The sequence below is a fragment of the Stenotrophomonas sp. YJH_SMC_94-11 genome (genome assembly GCF_059370435.1).
Map to the genome: position 1 here is coordinate 1 of NZ_JCAFTR010000003.1, position 20,557 is coordinate 20,557.

The window sequence follows — 20,557 nt, forward strand, 5'->3', positions numbered from 1 at the left end:
CTCGGTAGGGGCGCAGACCGGCGTGTACGTGTACGCCGAAGCCAGTGTTGGCAGCAGCAAGGCCAATGCCGAGAGCAGCACCTGGCAGAACACCACGCTGACCGGCAAGAACATCTCGATGAAGGCCGAGGGCGATACCACACTGCATGGCGCCACGGCGACCGCTGATCGCATCGACGTCAAGACCGGCGGCACGCTGACGATCGAGTCGTTGCAGGACATTGCCGAGAGCATGTCCAGGAACAGCCAGGTCGGTGGCCGCGTGCAGGTGTCGTTCGGTACCGCGTGGAATGCCGACGGGTATGCCAGCGCAGGCAAGGCCAGCGGCAGCTATCAGGGTGTCGGCCAGCAGAGCGGCCTGTTTGCCGGCAACGGCGGCTACCACGTCGATGCCGGCCACGTGAATCTGGTGGGCGGTGCGATTGCCAGCACCCATGCGGGCAACAGTGAACTGACTGCGGATTCGCTGACGTTCACTGACCTGCAGAACCACATGGACTACGCAGCCAGCTCCGGCAGCATCAGTGGCGGTGCGGGCGGGCAGATGAATGGCGGGGCGCCCAAGCCGGGAACGGCCGCACCGCGAGGTGGTCCGGGCCTGCCGATGATGGAGAAGGGCAGCGACAGCAGCTCCACCCTTGCCACCTTGACCGAGGGCAACATCACCATCGGTGGCAAGCAGACGTCGGCGGCAGAGCTGGGCATCAACACCGACGCCAGTGGAGCGCATCGTGCGCTGGAGGCATTGCCGGATGCGAGCAAGCTGCTGGCAGACCAGCAGGCGATGGCGGCTGCGGCGGGGACGGTGATGGCCACCAGCCAGCAGATTGCCTGGGATATTGGCAGTGCAGATGCGAAAAAGATCACGGACAAGTATCGGGAGCCGATGAGTCCCGAAGAGAGACGGGCGTTCGACGCGCTTCGTCCCGAGGAGCAGTTCAAGCGCCTGGTCGCGTTCGATGCATCCTACCCCGATGCGCTCGCTACCCAGCAGAAGTGGGCCCCGGATGGCGTCTATGGCCGCGCGCTCGGCGCAGTGACCAGCGCGTTGGTCGGTGGTGTTGAAGGACAGGGGCTGGGTCAGCTGGGTTCCAACGCGCTGGCACCGTATGCGGCTGAACTGATCGGCAAGACCTTTGACCCGAACAAGCAGAGTGCTGTGCCTAGCGAGGCCATGCAGATGCTGTCGCACGCGCTGCTGGGCGCGCTGTTGGCAGAGGCCAATGGTGGCAAGGCGGGGAGTGGGGCGTTGGCGGCCGGTGGTGGTGAGTTGGCGGCGAAGTTCCTGGGCGACTACTACGCCAAACAGAATAACGGGCAGTTGTCGCCCGAGCAGGCGGAGCAAGTAAGGGTGCTCGGACAAGCGGTCGGCGCAATGGTGGGAGGACTTTCCGGTGCGGGAATTTCTGGCGCGACATTGGGCATGGGTATCGCGAAAAATTCCGTTGAGAACAACTACCTGAATCACGACGAGCGGATGGAGTACCTTCAGGCGACTCTGATGTGTTCCGACTCTGGCAAAGATTGCGATATCAAAGAGAACTTCGAGCGGCTCTCCGCGGAGCGCGATTACAAGTTGTTGATGGCGTGCCAAGTGCCAGGGTCTATCGCGTGCAGTGAGCAGCGATCACTTGCGAAGATTGCGTTGGAATCGCATAACTCTCCTATATATAAGGGGGAGTATGACGCGTGGATGGCGGAAAACGCCGATAAGCTCATCGCTGCGAGCAAGAATACCGGTTCTGGGGTCAACCTTGAAAAAATTGCCATTCACTCTTCTACTGAAGATCTGCAAAGGAAGGTGTACTGTTCGCTGGTTGGTGAGTGTGGTTCGAACACTGTCGATCTATTGCGTGGTGCAGGCTACGGTGCGGAAGCCGACTGGCTGTCGTCGACGAATCGAGCAGTCGCTGGCGCTGCCTTCGTAAACGGGCTCTGGACCGGGGGGAAGGACCTGGTGGCGGGCGCCGCAAGCATGAACCAGATCGGTGTTCTGCTGGGTTTGGTCTCGGATTACAAGGAGATGGACAAGCTTGGCTTGCAGGCCTTCTCCCAAAAGCGCAACAGCGCGATAAGTCAGGCCATCAATGAGTACATGGAGAAGACTGCGGGGTTGGCCTACTACTTAGCTGGTGGACGAAACTCGTGGAATTTCGAGGATGTCGACCAAGCAGCGAACGTTGGCGGAAAGCTTACTGTTGATATTGGAAGCTCTTTGTTAGGGCCTGAGGCGTTCCTTGCAAAGGGGGCTAAGACCACCGCATTGGAGGCCGCTGCTTCAGAGGCACTCGAACGGGCTCGAAAGGCGCGCTCGGTAAAATTGGAGCCGGATGGCTCGTTGCCGCCGCATCTTCTGCCAGATAATATTGATGGTCACGGTCTAATCGAATATCCCGTTCTGCAAGTTCCGGATTCATCAATGGTCGCCGCCGAGAGGCTAAAATCTGATCTGTTCGAGCTACAGAAGGTTGATGTTAGGCTTAACACGATATTGCCCGGTGGTGGAAAACCAATTGAGGTAATCGCGGAGAGTAGTATTGGTGGCCAAGTGCTGTGGGATACCAATCAGGGGTCGCGGCCAGCTCATTTAGCCGATCCGAATCGGCCGACCTTGATCTCAGATCTGGTGCCTCCAGGGCGTCCAAATTCAAATATGAAAGAGGCGCATGCCGAGATCGCGTTGATTCAACAGGCGTTCGATGCAGGTCTTACGAGAGGGCAGGATATGAGTATGGTCGTTCGAGGCAGATCTGTTTGTGATTTCTGTATGTCTGATATCGGAAAGGCTGCTGACCGCGCCGGTTTGAATAGTGTGAGAGTGCTGGATGCGAGCAATGGTAGAGTCCATGTTGGGGTAAGGGGGATCGGATGGAAATGATGGTGGACGATAGTCTTGAGGACGATCGAGCGTTCGAGGTTGAAATTCTTATTGGGCGTTCCAAGCCGCACGTTGAAATCGCAGAGAGGGTGGTCTGGAGTAGGGTTGAGGCTGGGGTTAGAGCAGTGTTCGCTCAAGGAGGGCGAGTAAGATTGCGGCTTCTCGAAGCAAGCGGTTACATTCGAAAGATGAGCATGGACGCAAATCCGGGCAATTTCAGGTTGCTTGCTTTTACTTCTTCGGATGATATGAGGATGGAAATTCTGGAGTGGTGTGGGCCTGATGATGGAACGGCCAGTGGCTACGTGAAATTTGACGATGATATGTGGGATTCTCGAAAAGTGTGCAGTGATGTCGATGTTGCACTTCGATTGTTTGGTGAGTTTTACAGCCAAGGAGATCTTCTTGATGGGCTTGTGTTCTTCAGGTCGCCTTGGGATCCATTGCAATAAATTCCGAGAGGTGCTGCAACTCTTGGTCGAAGCGAAAATAGATAATCATGCGGCAATCCCTTGCCATTATTTCAGGTCGCCTAATAAATTTTCCTGAATAAGTATATGGGGAGAGGGGTGGGGCACTCTTGTTGATCTATTATTTCCGGTGGGTATTTCTGTGGGCGAATGACTTGCCCAACGACCCGGCGATGTGGGGTGGCTGATGCGACGCATTTTGCTGATATTTCAGTTGATGGAAATGTTCTTAATTCTGAATTCTGTAGCGCGCAAATTAATTCATCAGGTGGACGTTTGACGTTGCTGGATGCGTTCTCGGTAACGCTGGTATTCCTCGAGGCGTTTTTTGGTCGATCCGGTGAGGATCTTCCGCTGTTCGAAGTTATTGGGCCTTTCACGTCGCCTTTAGATGATTGCGGTTGCCTGAATGATTCCTCTGTCTGGGTTGACTGGATCGAGTCGGTTGGAAAGGTTAGGTCGTAGGGGTTTAGGTGGCGGCTTCTCTGATGGCAGTAGGGATCAAAAGGGGGGCGGGCGATGCAAGGGGATCTTGAATTTGGTTGTGACCTCGAAGTCGAGATTCTTGTCGGCCGCGGTAGGCCTCATGCTGAGGTGACAGAGGAGCCTGTCTGGAGCAAGGTTGAGTTTCGTGGCGAGTTTGGATAAAAGATAATGAGAGTAAGGATTGACCCGCCTTCGGCAGCACTGTCGGTGAAGCAGTACAGCGCACAGATACAGCCTCCAATGGGCTGAGCGAAAAGGATGCACTGGCGATCGTGGTAGGAGACAGGTTCTCCACCTATCTCCGCCACTGGAGGCTGTACGAAGCAAGCAGCAGGGCGCCAAGGCGATGGAACTGGCCGGCATTCCTGTTCTCGTCACTCTGGTTCTTCTTCCGGCGCATGCATGCGTGGGGAGCGCTCTGGTTCATCCTTTCGCCGTTGATGATGACCGCCTTCGTGCTGATGGGGCTGCCATGGTTGTCGTTGCTCTCTTTCCTGGTGTTTCGCGTACTTGCAGGAATCCTGGCGAATCCGTTGTACCTGGCGCATTGCCGAAGCATTGTCCGCAAGGTTGATGCCGAGCATCGCGGGGCACATCGGCGGCACCTTGGGCTGCAGACGGCTGGCGGCGTCAGCTACACCGCTCTGGTGATCGCCTTGGCGGTAACGGCCTCACAGAACACCCTGATCAATCTGATCGTTGGTTCGATATCAGAGCTAACGCTCGCGCAGTCTGCTGTGCACGTGGCGGCGAACCCGCCGGATCTGCCGGACCCGCGGATAGAGGAAGCAGAGCGGGTGGCGTACCAGGAGCAAATGCGTGCGATCGCAATGACGGCGTGGCCAGCAGGTATTCCCGTCGAGGGCAATGCCTGCATTGTCGAGCTGCGGCTGGCGCCCCCGGGGCGAGTGCTGGAGGCCAATGCTTTGGAGCCGTGCACGTTGAGCGAGGCGCAGCGCGAGATGATGCTGGGCGAGATCAGGCGCACGGACTTCACGATCGAGGGAAAGATGCAGTTCTTCAATGGGCATACCCTCATCGGCTTGCGCAGGTAATGAGCATTTCGCTGTTTCTCGAGGTCGAAGCCGGTGCCGATCTGGGGGCCGTGCTGCACGCTCTGGGTTCGATCCAAGCCGGGTTCTCCAGCGATACTGGCGGTCTGCGTGGATATCTTCCAGCGTCCAACACCGGCTTCGGGTTCGGCATCGTCGACCCGCCGGAGGCACTCGCAGCGGAAGGGATTGAGGCCTCGTGGCAGGTGGGCCTGCTCGGCTCGTTTCATTTCCGCGCGAGCGGGTTTGAAAGCGCCTGGGAGGAAATCTGCCGCTTCATCAAGCGCTACGCCGCGATGTGCGGGTTCCGGTTTGTGCTCTCGTTCCAGTTCGAGAGCGTCTTTGCGGCAAGGCTCGGGCAGGATCTGGTCCTTCCGGGGCCTGCTGCACCGTAATGCTGGATACCGGAGCGGCAGGCCCCGGCCCGTTCTCATTCTGACTATCAGTGGTGATATACCTTATGGATATAACACGTCCGTGGATCGTCTGATTTCACACCTGTCTGCACAGTTCCAGAGTTTTGGATCGATATAATAATATCGCCCCATAAAGTTTCCCCTGCCTGCGCCGCCATCGATCGTACGGCCATGATCAAGGGAATTGAGATGCTCGCCTTACGCAACCTCCGTGTGGGATCCCGGCTGGGGGCCGGGTTCGGTTTGCTGCTGCTGTTCATCGTGGCCATCGTCGGCCTGGCGCTGTACGGAAACCATCTGAAGTCTGCCCAGTTCTCGAAGGTGGTGGACGTCAACATGGTGAAGATGCGGCTGTTGAACGAGATGCTGGATACCAACAACGCGGTGCTGATGCATCGCCGGCTGATGGTGATCAAGCGCGGTGAGGATTTCGACAAGGATTATCAGAAGGCGCAGGAGCTGTCGCAGACCTACGACGGTATCTGGGCCAAGTACATCAAGATTCCACGCGATGCCACCGGTGATGCCCTGGTGGCGAAGATCGACGCGGCACGCAAGGCCACCGACGCCTCCACCCAGCATCTGCACGAGCGCATGAAGGCCGGTGATTTCGACGGTGCGGCCAAGGAACTGCTCGCCGAGCACGGACTGGCTACCGCATGGAATGAGGCGATCTCGGCCCTGCTGCGGCACCAGGAGACACTGACCGCGCGCAGCCGCGAGGAATATCGTTCAACGGAATCCTGGACCGGCACGTTGTCGATCGTGTTCGGGGTGCTGAGCCTGATACTGGGCTCGCTGGCCGCGTGGGCCATCACCCGCAGCCTGACCCGCCCGCTGGAAGGTGCGGTGAAGCTGGCCGACGGCATCGCCAACGGGCGGCTGGACAACAGCATCGACGCGTCCGGCAACGATGAGGTGACGCAGCTGCTCAGGTCGATGCAGCGCATGCAGGCGCAGTTGCAGTCGGTGATGGCGGCGCAGGGCGAGCTGGCCCGCCAGCACGATGCCGGCAGCCTCAGCTATCGCATGGACGAGGCTGCCTTCCCCGGCGACTACGGGCGCATGGTGCACGAGACGAATGCGCTGGTCGGCTCGCACGTGCAGGTGCAGAACCGGCTGATCGAAGTGATGAAGCATTACGCCCAGGGCGACCTGTCGGTGGACATGGATCCGCTGCCGGGCGAGAAGGCGGCGATCACCCAGGCAATGGACGAGACCAAGACCAGCCTGTCGGCGATCAACGGCGAGATCCGCCGGCTGGCGACGGCCGCGGCGGCGGGCGACTTCAGCCTGCGCGGCGATGAAGATCGCTTCGCCTATGATTTCCGCGACATGGTGGCAGGGCTCAATCGCCTGATGCAGACCACCGACGAGAACCTGGTGCAGGTGTCGACGCTGCTGCAGGCGATCTCGCGCGGGGACCTGACCGTGCGCATGCAGGGTGACTTCCACGGCGTGTTCGCCCGCATGCGCGATGACTGCAATGCCACCGTCGATCAGCTCAAGCAGATTGTCGGCCGCATCCAGTCCAGCGCGTCCAGCATCAACCTGGCGGCAGGCGAGATTGCCTCGGGCAACACCGATCTGTCGCGGCGTACCGAACAGCAGGCGGCAAATCTGGAAGAGACCGCAGCATCGATGGAGGAACTGACCTCCACCGTGAAGCAGAACGCCGAGCATGCACGCCAGGCGAACCAGCTCGCCATCGGCGCGCACGGTGTCGCGTCGCAGGGCGGCGAGGTGGTCGGCCAGGTGGTCACCACGATGTCGGCCATCGAAGCCTCGTCGAAGAAGATCGCCGAGATCATCAGTGTCATCGACGGCATCGCCTTCCAGACCAACATCCTGGCCTTGAACGCGGCGGTGGAAGCCGCGCGTGCCGGCGAGCAGGGCAGGGGCTTTGCGGTGGTGGCCAGTGAGGTGCGCACGCTGGCACAGCGCTCGGCCGGTGCGGCCAAGGAGATCAAGAGCCTGATCGAGGATTCGGTCGGCAAGGTCGCCGATGGATCGGCGCTGGTCCGCCAGGCAGGTACCACGATGGGCGAGATCGTGGCGTCGGTGCAGCGCGTGACCGACATCATGGCTGATATCTCCGCCGCATCGCAGGAGCAGAGCTCGGGCATCGAGCAGGTGAACCAGGCGGTGGTGCAGATGGATGAGACCACGCAGCAGAATGCGGCGCTGGTGGAAGAGGCCAGTGCAGCGGCACGCTCGATGGAAGAGCAGGCCAACCTGCTGGCTGAGGCGGTTTCGGTGTTCCGCACGGGTGCGGCGACGGCAGCGGCGGTGGTACGCCCCGCATTGGCAGCGGTAGCTGCGACGGTCACCCCGGTACGCCGGCCCGCTGCGCTTTCACCCCGCATCGAACCGACACTGGCGGCCAATGCCGGTGGTTGGGAAGAGTTCTAGAACGTGGCACGCCGGTAGGGAGACGGCGCCCATCACGATGGCTGATCGTGATGGGCGCGGATTTTCTTCCTGAACGCGCGATGGCCGATGAGGTGGCGGACACGCCCATTTCACTTCCGGTTGCCAACTGCGGGTGGACACTGGCGCCATTCCGGAACTCAGGAGATGGCCATGAAGACCTCGACCCGACTGCTTGTGCTCGGCACCCTGCTGGCGGCTTCGTCCGTTGCAGGGGCGCAGACCTACGGGCCGCGCGACGAAGGGCGGAAGTTCAATGACGGCAGCCGTGTGGTCTGCAAGAACGTGGAAGTGCAGCGCAACTCGCGCGATCCGAACCGCATCGCCGGTACGGCCACCGGCGCGGTGATCGGTGGCCTGCTGGGCAACCAGGTGGGCGGCGGCAATGGCAAGAAGCTCGCTACCGTGGCCGGTGCTGTGGCCGGTGGTGCGGCCGGTCGCCAGATCCAGGGCAACAGCCAGCAGAAGAATGGCGACCGCGTGGTCGAGCGCCGCTGCGAACGCGTCTATCGCTGATCGATCGCCGACAGCCCCAGTTTTCCCCTTCCACATCGCAGTACTCGAACGCCGGCCCCGCGCCGGCGTTCTTCGTTGCAGGAAAAGGGGACGGAGGGGATTAAGTCGCAATCTCCCAAACCGGCCGGTTACGACTTAATCCCCTCCGTCCCCTTTTTTGCGAGGAGGCGCCAGGTGGCGAGGCTGCCGTAGAGCAGCAGCAGGACGGTGAGGGTGATCAGTTCGTGGCCGATGTCGGCCAGGCGGGCGTCCATCTGGTTCAGGCGCACCATCAGGTTGATGCCCGAGGTGGTCGGCAGCAGCTGTGCCAGCCAGACCAGCGGTTGCGGCGTCATCACCGCCGGCCACGACAGGTTGGCCAGGAAAAACAGCGGGATCGAGGTGGCGATGATGTACTGGAACGCGCGTTCGCGGGTACGGAAGAAGCTGCCGATGAACAGGCCGAACGCCACCGTCGCGGCGATGAACAAGATGCCGCCCAGCAGCTGGCCCAGCGGGTTGCCTCCCCGTGGATAGTCCTGCACCCAGGCGGTGAACCCGGCATACCAGAACAAACCGAACAGGCCGATCAGGCCGAAGCCCATCGCCATGCCGGCCAGGGTCGGGAGGTCGAAGCGCAGGCGCCGGCCGAGCGCAAGGCGGCGGCCGCCGAGCAGGACGCCAATGCCCATCAGCAGTGTCTGGTGCACGATCAGCTCCGCCACGCCCGGCACGATGGCGCTGCCATAGCCTTCCTGGGTGTTGTACAGCGGGCGCTGTACCAGGGTGACCGGCGGTGCCTGTGGCGCGCCCATGAAGGCGGCCTGGCCGACCACGGCGTCGCGCCCGAATGCGCCCAGTGCATCGGCCACGCTGCCCAGCACCCAGCTGGCACGGCCCAGGTAGGCGCCGTTGCCAAGCAATACCAGCTTGGCCGGATGGCCGCGCAGGATGTCGCGTTCCAGGTTGGCCGGGATCACGACGATGCCTTCGGCGTGGCCGGCTTCGAGCTGCTGGCGTGCGCTGTCGACGTCCGCCGGTTGCCCGACCACGCGCGCAACGCGCAGTGCGTCGATCTTGCGCAGCAGCTCGCGGCTGGTCGCGCTATGGTCTTCGTCCACCACCAGCACCGGCAGGTTGCCGGCCACCTGGTGCCGGTAGGCGGCTGGATAGAAGAACGAATACAGGATCACCGCACCGACCATCACCACGATCGCGTAGCGGTCGCACAGCACCGCCATCAGGGTCTGCCGCAGGCTGCGCCAGAGCATGCTCATGCGTCAGCCCCTGCGGATTGTGCGGCGGCAGGCGTGCGTGCAAAGGCGATCAGGCGCAGGCCGCCGATGCCACCGGCCACCACCGTCATCAACAGCAGCGTAGCCAGCGGCCATGCCGAAACCTGCAGTGGCGAGCCGATGAACTGCTGCTGGGTCTGCAGCTTGATGTAGGCGCTCAATGGCAGCAGCTGGTGCCAGACGCGGGTAAACAACGGCCCGTCCAGCACCGGGAAGGTAGCGCTGGAGAACGCCAGTGCGGTGCCGATGCTCAGACCGACCGCCGACAACGCGGTGCCCATGTCGCGGGTGACGCCGACGAAGAACAGCGCGTAGGCGGCCGTGGCCAGGTAGAACAGGGGTTGTGCGATCAGCAGCAGAAGCACGCTGCCGGCCACACCATCGCCGCGCAGCCAGGCCAGATAGCCGATGCCGAGCGCGCCATACAGCGAGAACAGCAGGAGGTACGGGGCGACCTTGCCGGCAATCGCCGACCACGGCGTGCGAGCCAGCCAGGCGGGCAGGGTGCCATCGCGGATCTCGCGGCCGAGGCTGCCGGCCACCGCAAGTGCCAGCACCAGCGACAGCACTGCGGGGAAGATCAGTGGCAGCAGGAACAGCTCGTAGCTGCGCGCCGGGTTGTACAGGATGTCCGACTGCACCGCGATCGGTGCCGCGCGCAGCTTGCCCGGGCCGACCTGCAGGCCGATGCGCTCGCGCAGCAGGCGTGCGTTCCAGGCCGAGACCGCGTCGCCGATGTCGCGCGACGCCGATTGGCCGGTGGTCATGTAGGTGGCGTTGTAATAGGCGAACACCGTGCCCTGGCGCCCACGCAGCGCCTGCCGGGTGACATCGCGCGGCACCAGCACGATGGCGAACACGTCCAGGCTGCGCAGCTGCGAACGTGCCTCCTCCAGGTCCGCTGGCTGGCTGGCGATGCGCACGCCTGGGCTGGCATCGAGCATGCGTAGCAGCAGGCGGCTGTCACTGCTGTGGTCGAGGTCAACCACCGCGATCGGGATGTCGCGCATCACCGAAGGGGTGAACATCCACGCCATCACCACCAGCATCAGCAGGGGCAGCAGGGTGACCAGCAGCAGGTCGGCGCGGTTGCTGCGCAGCGACTGCAGCTCGCGCCGCCACGAAGCGGCGAAGCCGTTGCGGTCCGGGCTCAGTGCTGGGGCCATGCGAACAGCACGCTCATGCCGGGGCGGAAGCCCTCGATGCGGCGTACCGGGCGCACCCGCACCTCGAAGCTGCGGACGTCATAGCCGGACGACTGGCGGGTGGTACGCCAGGTTGCGTAGTCGCCGGCCGGATTGATGAAGTAGACCTCGAACTCACCATCCAGGCCCAGCGCCGGCACGCTGCCCTGCAGTTTGCTGCCGACCTTCAGGCCCTGCATCTGCGATTCGCGCAGGTTCATCGCCACCCACATGCGGTCGATGTCGACCAGGGTGAACACCGGATAGCCGGCCGGCACCAGCTCGCCCGGATCGGCCATGCGCTTGTTGATCTCGCCCGCCACCGGCGCACGTCCTTCCACTTCTGCTCGCGCGGCGTTGACCTCGGCCACCGCGCCCTGCGCCTGCTGTACCTGGCCCTGCGCGGCGCGCTTGTCCTGCTCGCGGGCGCCGGCCAATGCCATGTCGTACTGCGCGCGGGCGGCGCGGGCCAGTTCGCGCGAACTGGTGGCCTGGGCATGCGCTTCATCGCGCTTCTGCCGGGTCATCACCCCTTCGTTGAACAGGTTCTGCACGCGCTGGTAGGTCGCTTCGGCCAGCGTCGCGCCGGCTTCGGCCCGCTTCCAGTTCGCTTCGGCGGCACGGATGTCTTCGCTGCGCGCGCCTTCATCGGCCTTGTCGGCCACCGCCTGCGCAGCGGCCAATGCGCCGTGCGCCTGCTGTTCCTTGGCGGCCACTTCGGGACTGTCGAGCAGGAACAGCACCTGCCCGGGCTGCACGCGATCGCCCTCGCGCACCTTCAGCTCGGCCACGCGCGCGGTGATCTTGGCGGCCACGTTGATCGTGTCCGCATCGGCCATGCCCTGGATCTGGTCGGCCGGGCTGCGCCAGGCCAGCCACAGGCCGAGCACCACCGCGACCAGCAGGACCACCAGCAGGATCGGTCCCAGCCGTCGCTTGCCGGGGGGCGTCGTCGCATCGTCGTGCAGCACATCACTCATGGTCGATCACCTCGTCCGCACGCCGCCGGAATTCTTCGAAACGGTCCATCTGTCCACTGATCTCCAGCAACTGTGCCAGCGCAATGTCGTATTGGTAGGCGGCCTGTGCGCGCTCGACACGGGCGCCGCCCAGGCCGAGCCGCGCATCGATCACATCCAGCGAGGTGGCCTGGCCTTCGCGGAATGCCAGCTCCTGCAGGCGCAGGTTTTCCTGTGCCTGGGCGATGCTGCTGTCGAGCAGCACGAACTGCTGGCGCGCGGTCTCAAGTTCGTTCCAGGCCTTGCGCACGCCCAGTGCGACCTGGTTCTCGGCCTCGCGCAGGCCCGCTTCGGCCTGGTCCTGCTGCGCACGCGCGGCGCTGATCTGCGCCGGCCGCGAGTTCGGCGACAGGAAGGTGTACTTCAGGCCGATGCCGAACGCCCAGTCCGGGTCGGTCAGCATCTCGTCGCGGCGACGGAAGTCGTACTGGCCGAAGGCGAAGATCTGCGGCTTCAGCTTGGCCTGCTGCACGCGCACGCCCTGTTCGGCCTGCGCCACCATCGCGCGCAAGCGCGCGATCTGCGGCTGGCGCGCCTGCGCCGTGCGCTCGAAGCTGGCCACCGGTTCCATCGGCACGCGCTGCACGAACAGCGGCGACACCGGCTGCACCTCGCCACCGCTGCGCAGCAGCGTGGCCAGCGCGGCCTTCAGCGTAGCCAGATCGTTCACCGTCTTCTGGTATTCGCGCTCGGCCTTGTCGCGGGCCACGGTGGCCTGCAGGCGCTGGGCGCGGGTGGCGAAGCCCTCGCGCTCCAGCTTTTCTGCATCGGACAGGTGGCGGTTGAGGCCGTCGCGTACGTCGCGGCGCACGTCCACCGCCTGCTCGGCCAGGCGCTGGCCGAAGTAGGCCTGGGCCAGCTGCACGGTCAATGATTGGCGCTGTGCCTCGCGCTCGGCGTTGGCCTGCTCATGGGCGGCGCTGGCCGCACGTTGCGCGGCCGGGATCACGCCGCCGGTGTACAGCGGCAGCACCGCGGTCACTACCGGGCGGGTACGCCAGTCGCGCTCGGTGAACGACAGCGGCGAATCGATTCCGAAGGCTTCAGCCACGGGCGCCAGCGAACCCAGTGGCAGGGTCAGGGTCTTCTGGAACTGCAGGCGGCGCACTTCGCCGGTGATCTCCGGCAGGCGCAGCAGGCGCGTGGCGTCCTGCAGGTCCTGCTTGTTGCGCACCGCTGCATCTGCGGCGGCTAGTGCATCGGAGACCTGCTCCAGGCGTTGGCGTGCCTGTTCCCAGTCCAATGCGGGGGCGTCGTTGCTGTTCTGCGCGGACGCAGCGGTTGGCAGGCAGGTCGCCAGCACCAGCGCCAGCGCGGCCTTCGCGCGGTGCATCCTTGTACGTCGGCCGATCACGCCCATGCCGTCCCAGTGGTAAAGAAGTGCGCAAACGGTAGTGCGCGCGGCGTGAAGCCCGAGTCTGCGGTCATCGGATTGTCCTCAACGAAGGGTGCCGCTGGCCGCAGTGCGCAGCGCCTGGGTGATGTGCTGCAGCGTGCTTGAGCGCACGGCGGCATGTTGCCAGTACAGCGGCACATCCAGCCAGCGGCGGGGTTCCAGTACCACCACGCGGCCGGCGCGCACGGCGGGCGCGACCAGGGTTTCCGGGGCCATGCCCCAACCGAGTCCGCACGCGGCAGCTTCGACGAAACCGGTGGAAGAGGGCAGGTAGTGTAGCGGCGGCTGCAGTCGCGCGCGGGTCAGGCGCCGCACGAAGCGCCATTGCAGTTCATCCTTGCGGTTGAACACCAGCATCGGTGCGCGCGCCAGGGCCGCGGCCTGCATGCCATCGTTGAAGTACTGGCGGGCGAAGCCGGGCGAAGCGATCGCGTGGTAGCGCATGGCGCCGAGCGGGTGCACGTTGCAGCCCTTCACCGGCTGGCTTTCGGCGGTCACTGCGCCGAGCACGCTGCCATCGCGCAGCAGCTGCAGGGTGTGGTCCTGGTCGTCCATGCGCAGGTCGAACAGGTAGCCATGGCGCTGGTGCAGGTCGGCGATGGCGGGCACGAACCAGGTATCAAGCGAGTCGTCGTTGACTGCCAGGGGGATGGGCGTACGCGCAGCGTCGTTGCCACGCTCGGGTAGCAGCTCGGCCAGCGCCTCGGCTTCCAGCGCCTGCATCGGGCGTACCCGGCGCAGCAGCGCTTCACCGGCGGCGGTCGGTCGGCAGGGGGCCTGGCGCACCACCAGGACCTGCCCGAGCCTGTCCTCCAGGGCCTTGATCCGTTGCGACAGTGCCGACGGGCTGATCGACAGGCGGCGTGCCGCAGCCTCGAAGCTGCCTTCCTCCAGTACGGCAGCGAACGCGGCCAGTTGCGGGTGTACCAGGTCCATGTCGGCGCCCCTTCAGTTTTTCTGCACAGGATAAAGAAAAACCAGATTGTCTTAACCGACCGTTGGCCGCACCCTGTGCATCCCTTCGCTGCCTGGCTTGTCCTGATGTGGATCGCCGCTGCCGCCGCCGGCCTGTTCGCAGGTGCCGGCCTGATCATCGCCATCGGTGCGCAGAACGCCTTCGTGCTGCGCCAGGGCCTGCAGCAGCGCCATGTGGGGAAGGTGGTGCTGGCCTGCGCCGGCGCGGACATCGTGCTGATCCTGGCGGGCGTGGGCGGCATGGGCGCGCTGGTGCTGCAGTGGCCGCTGCTGCTGCAGGGGCTGCGCTTCGGTGGCGCGGCCTTCCTGCTCTGGTATGGCCTGCAGGCGGGGCTGCGCGCATGGCGGGGTGGCAGTGCGCTGGCCGCCGCCGAGGCGCAGGGCGGCAGCGGACGGCAGGTGCTGCTGACCTGCCTGGCCTTCACCCTGCTCAACCCGCACGTCTATCTGGATACGGTGGTGTTGCTGGGCAGCCTGTCCACGCGCTACCCCGGTGACCTGCGCTGGGCGTTCGCCGCCGGTGCGTGCGCCGCCAGCGTGGCCTGGTTCTGCACGCTGGGCTATGGCGCGCGCCTGGTGCAGCCGGTGTTCCGCAGGCCGGACGCCTGGCGGGTGCTGGATGGGGGCGTCGCGATCTTCATGTTCTGCCTGGCAACGCTGCTTCTGTTGCGTCCGCTCTAGGCCGCATCCACCGCGCACAATGGCGTTTCGCCGGGGCGCAGGGTCAATACGCGCACGCCGTTGCGGGTAACCGCCACCGTGTGCTCGAACTGGGCAGACAGCTTGCCGTCGCGGGTGTAGACCGGCCATTGGTCCGGCTGCTGGCGGATGGCCGGCCTGCCCTGGTTGAGCATCGGCTCGATGGTGAACACCATGCCCTCCTCCAGCACCAGGCCGGTGTTGGGATGGCCGTAGTGCAGGATCTGCGGTTCCTCGTGCATTTCCTGGCCGATGCCATGGCCGCAGTATTCCTTCACCACGCTGTAGCCGTGGCTGCGCGCGTAGCGGGCGATGGCGTGGCCGATGTCGCCCAGGCGCGCGCCGGGGCGCACCGCGGCGATGCCTTCCCACATCGCCTGGCAGGCGGCCTGCACCAGCCTGCGCGCGGCGTAGTCGACCTCGCCCACCAGGTAGGTGGTGCTGGAGTCGGCGATGTAGCCGTTCTTCTCCAGGGTGATGTCGAGGTTGACGATCTGGCCGTTGCGCAGCACGTCGGTGGTGCTGGGTACGCCGTGGCAGATCACGTTGTCGATCGAGGCGTTGAGCACGTACGGGAAGCCGTACTGGCCCTTGCTGGCCGGCCGCGCCTGCAGCTCGTCAACGATCATGCGTTCGACGAAATCGTTGATCTCCATCGTGCTGCGGCCCTGCAGCGGCAGCCGGTCGAGCGCGGCGAACACCTGCGCCAGCAGGCGGCCCGATTCGGCCATCAGCGCGATCTCGTCGGGGCGCTTGATGATCGCCATCTGCTCAGACCTGTCCCGGTGCCAGCAGCGGCGGCTGCACGCCGGCTGCGCGCAGTTCGCTGGCGACGATGTCCTGGAAGCTCAGCGTGGGGTTCATCTCGCATAGCATGCCGACCCGGATCCAGAAGTTGGCCTGGGCGTTGATCGAACGGCTGGAGACAGTGCAGGCACGGCGCAACTGGTCGTGCAGGGTGTCATCGATGTTGACGATGCCCATCGGCGGTCCTGGAGTGGGAATATACGAAGCGTATATGTTTCGTATATCCGCCTCAAGCCCGCGTTGTTCAGTCCAGGTGGGTGGCAAAGCGCAGGCGGTTGCCGTCGGGGTCGCGCAGCAGCATCTCGCGGCTGCCCCAATCGGTGTCATGCGGTGGCTGCTCGATCGGCACGTTGGCGGCGCTGAAGGCGCGGTATAGGCTGTCGACGTCGTCGACGATGAAGTACACCGCGCCGCCGACCTCGCAGTCACCGCTGTGCTCGGTGAGGAAGATCGTCTGGCCATCGCGGGTGAGCTGGGCGAACAACGGCAAACCGGCTTCGAAGCGGTGTTCCCAGTCGACCACGAAACCCAGCCCCTGCACGTAGAACGGCAGGGTGGTATCGGCATGGCGCATGCGCAGTTGCGGGATGACGGTCTGGGGCATGGCGAGGGCTCCGGGGTGGGAACCCAGTGTAGTGCCGGCCGCTGGCCGGCATTCCCGTGAGCCCGGGAACAATGAGGTTGCCGGCCAGCGGCCGGCACTACCGAAGCCATGCCGGCCAGCGCCGGCACGACCGACGCGGTCAGCAGGCCGTCGGTAGGGCGGCTATCGCCGTCAGCAGTTCGCGGTTCACCTGCTGGTGCCGGGCCTGCCAGGCCGGCAGGTCCTCGGCGCTGACGTCGGGCTGGCCATCCAGCGACGACAGCCAGCGCTTGAAGCGGCTCTGGTAGTTGGCCAGCGAAACTTCGCCGGTGATGTCACTGCCGACCAGGCCACCGGCGCGCAGTGCTTCGATCACCACCAGTGCGTGTTCCAGCTGGAAGCGGCCCTGGTCCCAGTTGCTGCGCGCAACGTCCTCGGCGAATACATCCTTGTCGATCGACAGGTAGGTGGGCTGTGGGGATGCGGCCTGCTCGGCGGCGAACGCGGCGACCAGTGCCTCCGGGTGCTCGAAGCGTCGGAACGCACGGCCCATGCCGAGGCGGTGGCCCCAGCCGACGTCCACGTCCATGCACCAGTACGTCAGGCGTCCACCCATCAGCGGTCGCCAGTGGTTCTCCCAGGCATGACCGAGGCCGATATCGCTGGAAGTGATGCCGAGCACATGGATGTGCGAGATCTGCGGCAGCTTGCTGGCGGCGTTCACCCACGAGCCGCAGTGCATGCCGAGCGGGAACCGCATGTTGTCCGGATGGTTGTCCAGCACCACCATCTGGAACGGGGCCTGCCCGCGCATGCGGCGCAGCAGTGGCAGGCTGAGGTGGTGGAAGTCGCCACTGCCGAGCATGACGGTTCCGAGCTGGGCCGGCAGTGGTGCCAGCACGTCAGCGGCGAAACGGTCCAGGGTGGCATTGCTGCAGGCAAAGCGCAGCGGGTCATGCCACTGCGGCAGGGCCAGGGTCTGCGCCTGTGGCAGCGGCAGCACGCCACCGTCCAGGTCCAGGATCAGCGGGGAACGCAACGGCATCGTTCAACCGCCTCCATCAGGTTCGCCCTGCAGGTGCGGGGCCAGCTTGCGCAGGGCGGCGCGCAGCAGCGGGGAGCGTGCGTGGATCGCGTGCCGGGTGGAGGTGAAGCGCGCACCCAGTTCGGCCTTGATGCGCGAGTCGGTCCAGCCGGCCACGTAGTGGCTCAGGCCGTGCTGCAGCGCGTACTCGAGGTTGTGCATCCAGCTGACCGCGTACAGGTTGTGCTCGCGCGACTGCGGATAGGCCAGGCCGATGTACTTGTCCACCAGCTTGCCGGCATGCACGTAGCACAGGTTCCAGCCGATCAACCGGCCCTGGTGGCGGTACAGGAACATCCGTCCCTGGCCCTGGCTGTCGGCCAGCAGGTACTGGAAATAGGGCAGGTCGAGCTGGTCGAAATGCACCGCGCTCTGCGCGTATACGCCCAGGTACAGCGCGTACAGTTCGGCCTGCAGTTGCGGGTCGGCCAGGGCCGGGTTGCCGGTGGCGATGCAGTCGATCTGCAGGTCATCGCGCGAACGCAACTTGCGACGGATGTTCTTGCGGCGCGAGGATGACAGGCGGCCGAGATAGGCGTCGAGCGAATCGAAATCGATCGCCACCCAGGCCAGCGGCATGCCTTCCAGTTCGACGAAGCCGCGTGCCAGCAGCGCCTGCAGGAAGGCGCCGCTGTGTGCGTTGGCCGCGTCGTCCAGCAGCGGTGAATCGACTGCCAGGTCCTTCACCACCAGCAGCCGGGTATCGCCGATCGCGTGACGCGTCACGTCCTCGGCCAGCGCCTCCGGGGCAACGTGTGCCGGCAGCGGGGTGTACTCGGTGCTGGTGGCACCGACGAAGCGCGTCTTCCAGGTGATCCACGGCCGCCACAGGCGCGACAGCGGCAGGCCGAGCAGCCTGCCGCGCAGTTCGTCATCCATCGTGGTGGTCAGGTCCAGCGGCGCACGGAAGGTCGGCAGGCCGCTGGGAAGGCGGCCTGCCTCGAATCCGAGCGGGGGGTGGGCCAGGAAGCCCTCCAGCAGCGCGGTCGGTTCCAGCGCGGTGCTGGATGCGCGTGACGTCATCTCCATCGGCACGGGAACCGGCAGCGCATCGACCTCAGCCCTTGGCCTTGGTCAGCGCCTGGTCGAGCAGGGTGATCGCCAGGTCGATTTCTTCGTAGCTGATGTCCAGCGACGGCGCGAAGGTGATCACGTTCTTGTACCAGCCACCCACGTCGAGCACGAGGCCCATGCGCTTGCCGTCGTGCAGCAGGTCACCGGCCAGGCCGATGTCGACCATGCGGTCCAGCAGCTCCTTGTTCGGGGTGTAGCCGTCGGCCTGGCAGATTTCCGCACGCAGCGCCAGGCCCAGGCCGTCGACGTCGCCGATTTCCGGGTGGCGCTTCTGCAGGCCGCGCAGGCCGTCGAGGAAGTACGCGCCCTTTTCCGGCACGGTGCGCTCGTAATCCATTTCCTTGCCCAGCTTCAGCACTTCCAGGCCCAAGCGGGTGCCCAGTGGGTTGGAATTGAAGGTGGAGTGGGTGGAGCCCGGCGGGAACACGGTCGGGTTGATCAGCTCTTCGCGCGCCCACAGGCCCGACAGCGGGTTCAGGCCGTTGGTCAGCGCCTTGCCGAACACCAGCACGTCCGGGGTCACGCCGAAGTGCTCGATCGACCACAGCTTGCCGGTGCGCCAGAAGCCCATCTGGATTTCATCGACGACCATCAGGATGCCGTACTTGTCCAGCACGCGCTTGAGGCCGGTGAAGAAGTTGCGCGGCGGGATGACGTAGCCACCGGTGCCCTGGATCGGCTCGACGTAGAACGCGGCGTACTCGGCCTGGCCGACCTTGGGATCCCACACGCCGTTGTACTCGCTTTCGAACAGGCGCTCGAACTGCCACACGCAGTGGTCGGAGTACTCGTCCGGAGTCATGCCCTTCGGGCGACGGAAGGGGTACGGGAACGGGATGAACATCGCGCGCTCGCCGAAGTGGCCGTAGCGGCGGCGGTAGCGGTAGCTGGAGGTGATCGACGACGCACCCAGGGTGCGGCCGTGGTAGCCGCCTTCGAAGGCGAACATCAGGCTCTTGCCGCCGCGCGCGTTGCGCACGATCTTCAGCGAGTCTTCAATGGCCTGCGCACCGCCAACGTTGAAGTGCACGCGGCCGTCGAGGCCGAACTTCTCGTGCATGTCCACGGCAATGGTCTTGGCCAGCTGCACGCGGGTCGGGTGCAGGTACTGGCTGGCGACCTGCGGCAGGGTGTCGATCTGGTCCTTCAGTGCATCGTTCAGGCGCTTGTTGCTGTAGCCGAAGTTGCACGCCGAGTACCACATCTGCAGGTCGAGGTAGGGCACGCCCGCGCCGTCGAACATGTAGCTGCCTTCGCCGCGCTGGAAGATCTTCGGCGGATCGACGTAGTGGACGGTGTCGCCGAAGGAGCTGTAGCGGGCTTCGTCGGCCAGCAGCTGCGCATCGGAGGCAGCGGCATCGGCGTTCTTGTCAAAAATATTCATGCAGTTCGGTTCCGTGAAGGACGTTCGAAAGGGGTAACAGGGGAGCGCGCCTGGAAGGGAGTGCTCAGGCGGTGGCAAGCAGCAGGGGCAGTGCGGCGGGCTGCGGGCTGGCGTCGAGGCGACGTGGCTGCAGCAGGCTGCCATCGAGCAAGCGCGGCAGCAGTGCGATTGCATCGTGGAAGGTGTCGATGGCGGCATGCTCGATGCCGGCATTCGTGCAATGGGTAATCAGGCGGCGCTTGGCGAACACGAAGTCGGCGTCTTCGGACACGCAGAAATCCGAGCTGCCGTCGCCGATCATCAGCACGCGCGGTGCTTCGTTGGCGCGCGCCTGCGCGGCGCAGGCGCATTTGCAGGTGCCACTGCGGCAGCCTTCGGCCTGGTAGGGCGATTCCAGTTCCCAGTGGTCATCGCACCAGCGCAGGTGGTTGGCCACCACCGGCAGCTGCGCCAGGCCGTGGTTGGCGAGGATGCGATGGATCGCATAGTCCAGGCCGTCGCTGACGATGCGCAGTGGCAGGCCCAGCTGCTCGGTGCGAGCGACGAAGGCGACGAAACCTGGATCGATCTGCACCTGGTCCAGATGGGCATCAAGCGTGGCCGGATCCAGTTCCAGCAGCCGCACCTGGCCCTGCATGCATTCACGCGAGCCGATCTCTCCCGCCTTCCACTGGTCTTCCAGTTCCTGCCAGCCCGGCTGGCCGTACTTTTCCAGCAGCGAGTCGATGACATCTTCGAGGCTGATGGTGCCGTCGAAGTCACACAGGATGCTCCAGTGCATGGGCAGGTCCGTCGATGAGAAAGGCGTCCGGCACATTGCCGGGGCAGGC

19 protein-coding genes are annotated in these 20,557 nt (G+C 64.6%); 7 read left to right on the forward strand and 12 right to left on the reverse strand.

Annotation, left to right across the window (positions count from 1 at the left end; all coding sequences use genetic code 11):
• The first annotated feature begins 28 nt into the window (after nt 1-28).
• The 6 genes from AC5P74_RS06770 to AC5P74_RS06795 all read left to right on the forward strand — a co-directional run bounded on the left by AC5P74_RS06770 (nt 29) and on the right by AC5P74_RS06795 (nt 8,248).
• Complete coding sequence (locus tag AC5P74_RS06770; RefSeq protein ID WP_495222479.1) at nt 29-2,878, forward strand: cytidine deaminase-like fold-containing protein; 2,850 nt, start codon at nt 29-31, stop codon at nt 2,876-2,878.
• 2 nt (nt 2,879-2,880) lie between these two features.
• On the forward strand, nt 2,881-3,330 hold the full coding sequence (locus AC5P74_RS06775) for a DUF6911 family protein (protein WP_346607492.1): 450 nt from the start codon (nt 2,881-2,883) through the stop codon (nt 3,328-3,330).
• A 776-nt stretch (nt 3,331-4,106) separates the two neighbouring features.
• Nucleotides 4,107-4,889 (forward strand): DUF2628 domain-containing protein, encoded by a 783-nt coding sequence (locus tag AC5P74_RS06780; protein ID WP_346607493.1) that lies wholly within the window; start codon nt 4,107-4,109, stop codon nt 4,887-4,889.
• The gene (locus AC5P74_RS06785; RefSeq protein WP_346607494.1) at nt 4,889-5,281 is read left to right on the forward strand and encodes a hypothetical protein; all 393 of its coding nucleotides are present in this window, start codon (nt 4,889-4,891) and stop codon (nt 5,279-5,281) included. Before AC5P74_RS06780 ends, AC5P74_RS06785 begins: the two co-directional genes overlap by 1 nt.
• A gap of 210 nt (nt 5,282-5,491) precedes the next feature.
• Nucleotides 5,492-7,714 (forward strand): methyl-accepting chemotaxis protein, encoded by a 2,223-nt coding sequence (locus AC5P74_RS06790; RefSeq protein WP_070489261.1) that lies wholly within the window; start codon nt 5,492-5,494, stop codon nt 7,712-7,714.
• 165 nt (nt 7,715-7,879) lie between these two features.
• Nucleotides 7,880-8,248, forward strand: coding sequence for a glycine zipper 2TM domain-containing protein (locus AC5P74_RS06795; protein ID WP_005415760.1), 369 nt, complete (start codon nt 7,880-7,882; stop codon nt 8,246-8,248).
• A gap of 128 nt (nt 8,249-8,376) precedes the next feature.
• Here AC5P74_RS06795 and AC5P74_RS06800 read toward each other — a convergent pair whose 3' ends face one another.
• The 5 genes from AC5P74_RS06800 to AC5P74_RS06820 form a co-directional block, all read right to left on the reverse strand.
• Nucleotides 8,377-9,504, reverse strand: coding sequence for an ABC transporter permease (locus AC5P74_RS06800; RefSeq protein ID WP_053498152.1), 1,128 nt, complete (start codon nt 9,502-9,504; stop codon nt 8,377-8,379).
• Nucleotides 9,501-10,688, reverse strand: coding sequence for an ABC transporter permease (locus tag AC5P74_RS06805; protein ID WP_329841619.1), 1,188 nt, complete (start codon nt 10,686-10,688; stop codon nt 9,501-9,503). The genes AC5P74_RS06800 and AC5P74_RS06805 overlap by 4 nt, the downstream gene beginning before the upstream one ends.
• On the reverse strand, nt 10,673-11,686 hold the full coding sequence (locus AC5P74_RS06810; protein WP_005415763.1) for an HlyD family secretion protein: 1,014 nt from the start codon (nt 11,684-11,686) through the stop codon (nt 10,673-10,675). Before AC5P74_RS06810 ends, AC5P74_RS06805 begins: the two co-directional genes overlap by 16 nt.
• Nucleotides 11,679-13,085 carry a TolC family protein gene (locus AC5P74_RS06815; protein ID WP_053498158.1) on the reverse strand — a complete coding sequence of 469 codons (1,407 nt, stop codon included), beginning with the start codon at nt 13,083-13,085 and terminating at the stop codon, nt 11,679-11,681. The genes AC5P74_RS06810 and AC5P74_RS06815 overlap by 8 nt, the downstream gene beginning before the upstream one ends.
• A gap of 78 nt (nt 13,086-13,163) precedes the next feature.
• Complete coding sequence (locus tag AC5P74_RS06820) at nt 13,164-14,057, reverse strand: LysR family transcriptional regulator ArgP (RefSeq protein ID WP_053498160.1); 894 nt, start codon at nt 14,055-14,057, stop codon at nt 13,164-13,166.
• Nucleotides 14,058-14,162: 105 nt separating this feature from the next.
• Between AC5P74_RS06820 and AC5P74_RS06825 the strand changes: the two genes are divergently transcribed.
• The gene (locus tag AC5P74_RS06825; RefSeq protein WP_053498162.1) at nt 14,163-14,777 is read left to right on the forward strand and encodes a LysE/ArgO family amino acid transporter; all 615 of its coding nucleotides are present in this window, start codon (nt 14,163-14,165) and stop codon (nt 14,775-14,777) included.
• Here AC5P74_RS06825 and map read toward each other — a convergent pair.
• From map to AC5P74_RS06860, 7 genes are all read right to left on the reverse strand, one after another.
• Nucleotides 14,774-15,556 (reverse strand): type I methionyl aminopeptidase, encoded by a 783-nt coding sequence (map, locus tag AC5P74_RS06830; RefSeq protein ID WP_206620245.1) that lies wholly within the window; start codon nt 15,554-15,556, stop codon nt 14,774-14,776. The genes AC5P74_RS06825 and map overlap by 4 nt on opposite strands.
• Nucleotides 15,557-15,566: 10 nt before the next feature.
• A complete protein-coding gene (locus AC5P74_RS06835; RefSeq protein WP_005415768.1) occupies nt 15,567-15,779 on the reverse strand; it encodes a ParD-like family protein in 213 nt (70 codons plus the stop codon).
• Nucleotides 15,780-15,846: 67 nt separating this feature from the next.
• Nucleotides 15,847-16,206, reverse strand: coding sequence for a bleomycin resistance protein (locus tag AC5P74_RS06840; protein WP_053498166.1), 360 nt, complete (start codon nt 16,204-16,206; stop codon nt 15,847-15,849).
• A gap of 139 nt (nt 16,207-16,345) precedes the next feature.
• Nucleotides 16,346-17,230 carry a hypothetical protein gene (locus AC5P74_RS06845; protein ID WP_346607773.1) on the reverse strand — a complete coding sequence of 295 codons (885 nt, stop codon included), beginning with the start codon at nt 17,228-17,230 and terminating at the stop codon, nt 16,346-16,348.
• 3 nt (nt 17,231-17,233) lie between these two features.
• Nucleotides 17,234-18,298 (reverse strand): GNAT family N-acetyltransferase, encoded by a 1,065-nt coding sequence (locus tag AC5P74_RS06850; RefSeq protein WP_346607774.1) that lies wholly within the window; start codon nt 18,296-18,298, stop codon nt 17,234-17,236.
• A gap of 28 nt (nt 18,299-18,326) precedes the next feature.
• Complete coding sequence (locus AC5P74_RS06855) at nt 18,327-19,727, reverse strand: aspartate aminotransferase family protein (RefSeq protein WP_005408663.1); 1,401 nt, start codon at nt 19,725-19,727, stop codon at nt 18,327-18,329.
• A 64-nt stretch (nt 19,728-19,791) separates the two neighbouring features.
• Complete coding sequence (locus tag AC5P74_RS06860) at nt 19,792-20,508, reverse strand: MtnX-like HAD-IB family phosphatase (protein ID WP_346607775.1); 717 nt, start codon at nt 20,506-20,508, stop codon at nt 19,792-19,794.
• Nucleotides 20,509-20,557 lie beyond the last annotated feature (49 nt).

What these genes read in the sequence shown, in the direction of transcription:
- AC5P74_RS06815 (WP_053498158.1), bottom strand. Translation starts at nt 13,085, where the DNA reads ATGGGCGTGATCGGCCGACGTACAAGGATGCACCGCGCGAAGGCCGCG.
- AC5P74_RS06790 (WP_070489261.1), top strand. Translation starts at nt 5,492, where the DNA reads ATGCTCGCCTTACGCAACCTCCGTGTGGGATCCCGGCTGGGGGCCGGG.
- AC5P74_RS06860 (WP_346607775.1), bottom strand. Translation starts at nt 20,508, where the DNA reads ATGCACTGGAGCATCCTGTGTGACTTCGACGGCACCATCAGCCTCGAA.
- AC5P74_RS06795 (WP_005415760.1), top strand. Translation starts at nt 7,880, where the DNA reads ATGGCCATGAAGACCTCGACCCGACTGCTTGTGCTCGGCACCCTGCTG.
- AC5P74_RS06820 (WP_053498160.1), bottom strand. Translation starts at nt 14,057, where the DNA reads ATGGACCTGGTACACCCGCAACTGGCCGCGTTCGCTGCCGTACTGGAG.
- AC5P74_RS06835 (WP_005415768.1), bottom strand. Translation starts at nt 15,779, where the DNA reads ATGGGCATCGTCAACATCGATGACACCCTGCACGACCAGTTGCGCCGT.
- AC5P74_RS06850 (WP_346607774.1), bottom strand. Translation starts at nt 18,298, where the DNA reads ATGGAGATGACGTCACGCGCATCCAGCACCGCGCTGGAACCGACCGCG.
- AC5P74_RS06810 (WP_005415763.1), bottom strand. Translation starts at nt 11,686, where the DNA reads ATGAGTGATGTGCTGCACGACGATGCGACGACGCCCCCCGGCAAGCGA.
- AC5P74_RS06845 (WP_346607773.1), bottom strand. Translation starts at nt 17,230, where the DNA reads ATGCCGTTGCGTTCCCCGCTGATCCTGGACCTGGACGGTGGCGTGCTG.
- AC5P74_RS06800 (WP_053498152.1), bottom strand. Translation starts at nt 9,504, where the DNA reads ATGAGCATGCTCTGGCGCAGCCTGCGGCAGACCCTGATGGCGGTGCTG.
- AC5P74_RS06855 (WP_005408663.1), bottom strand. Translation starts at nt 19,727, where the DNA reads ATGAATATTTTTGACAAGAACGCCGATGCCGCTGCCTCCGATGCGCAG.
- AC5P74_RS06785 (WP_346607494.1), top strand. Translation starts at nt 4,889, where the DNA reads ATGAGCATTTCGCTGTTTCTCGAGGTCGAAGCCGGTGCCGATCTGGGG.
- AC5P74_RS06805 (WP_329841619.1), bottom strand. Translation starts at nt 10,688, where the DNA reads ATGGCCCCAGCACTGAGCCCGGACCGCAACGGCTTCGCCGCTTCGTGG.
- AC5P74_RS06825 (WP_053498162.1), top strand. Translation starts at nt 14,163, where the DNA reads ATGTGGATCGCCGCTGCCGCCGCCGGCCTGTTCGCAGGTGCCGGCCTG.
- AC5P74_RS06840 (WP_053498166.1), bottom strand. Translation starts at nt 16,206, where the DNA reads ATGCCCCAGACCGTCATCCCGCAACTGCGCATGCGCCATGCCGATACC.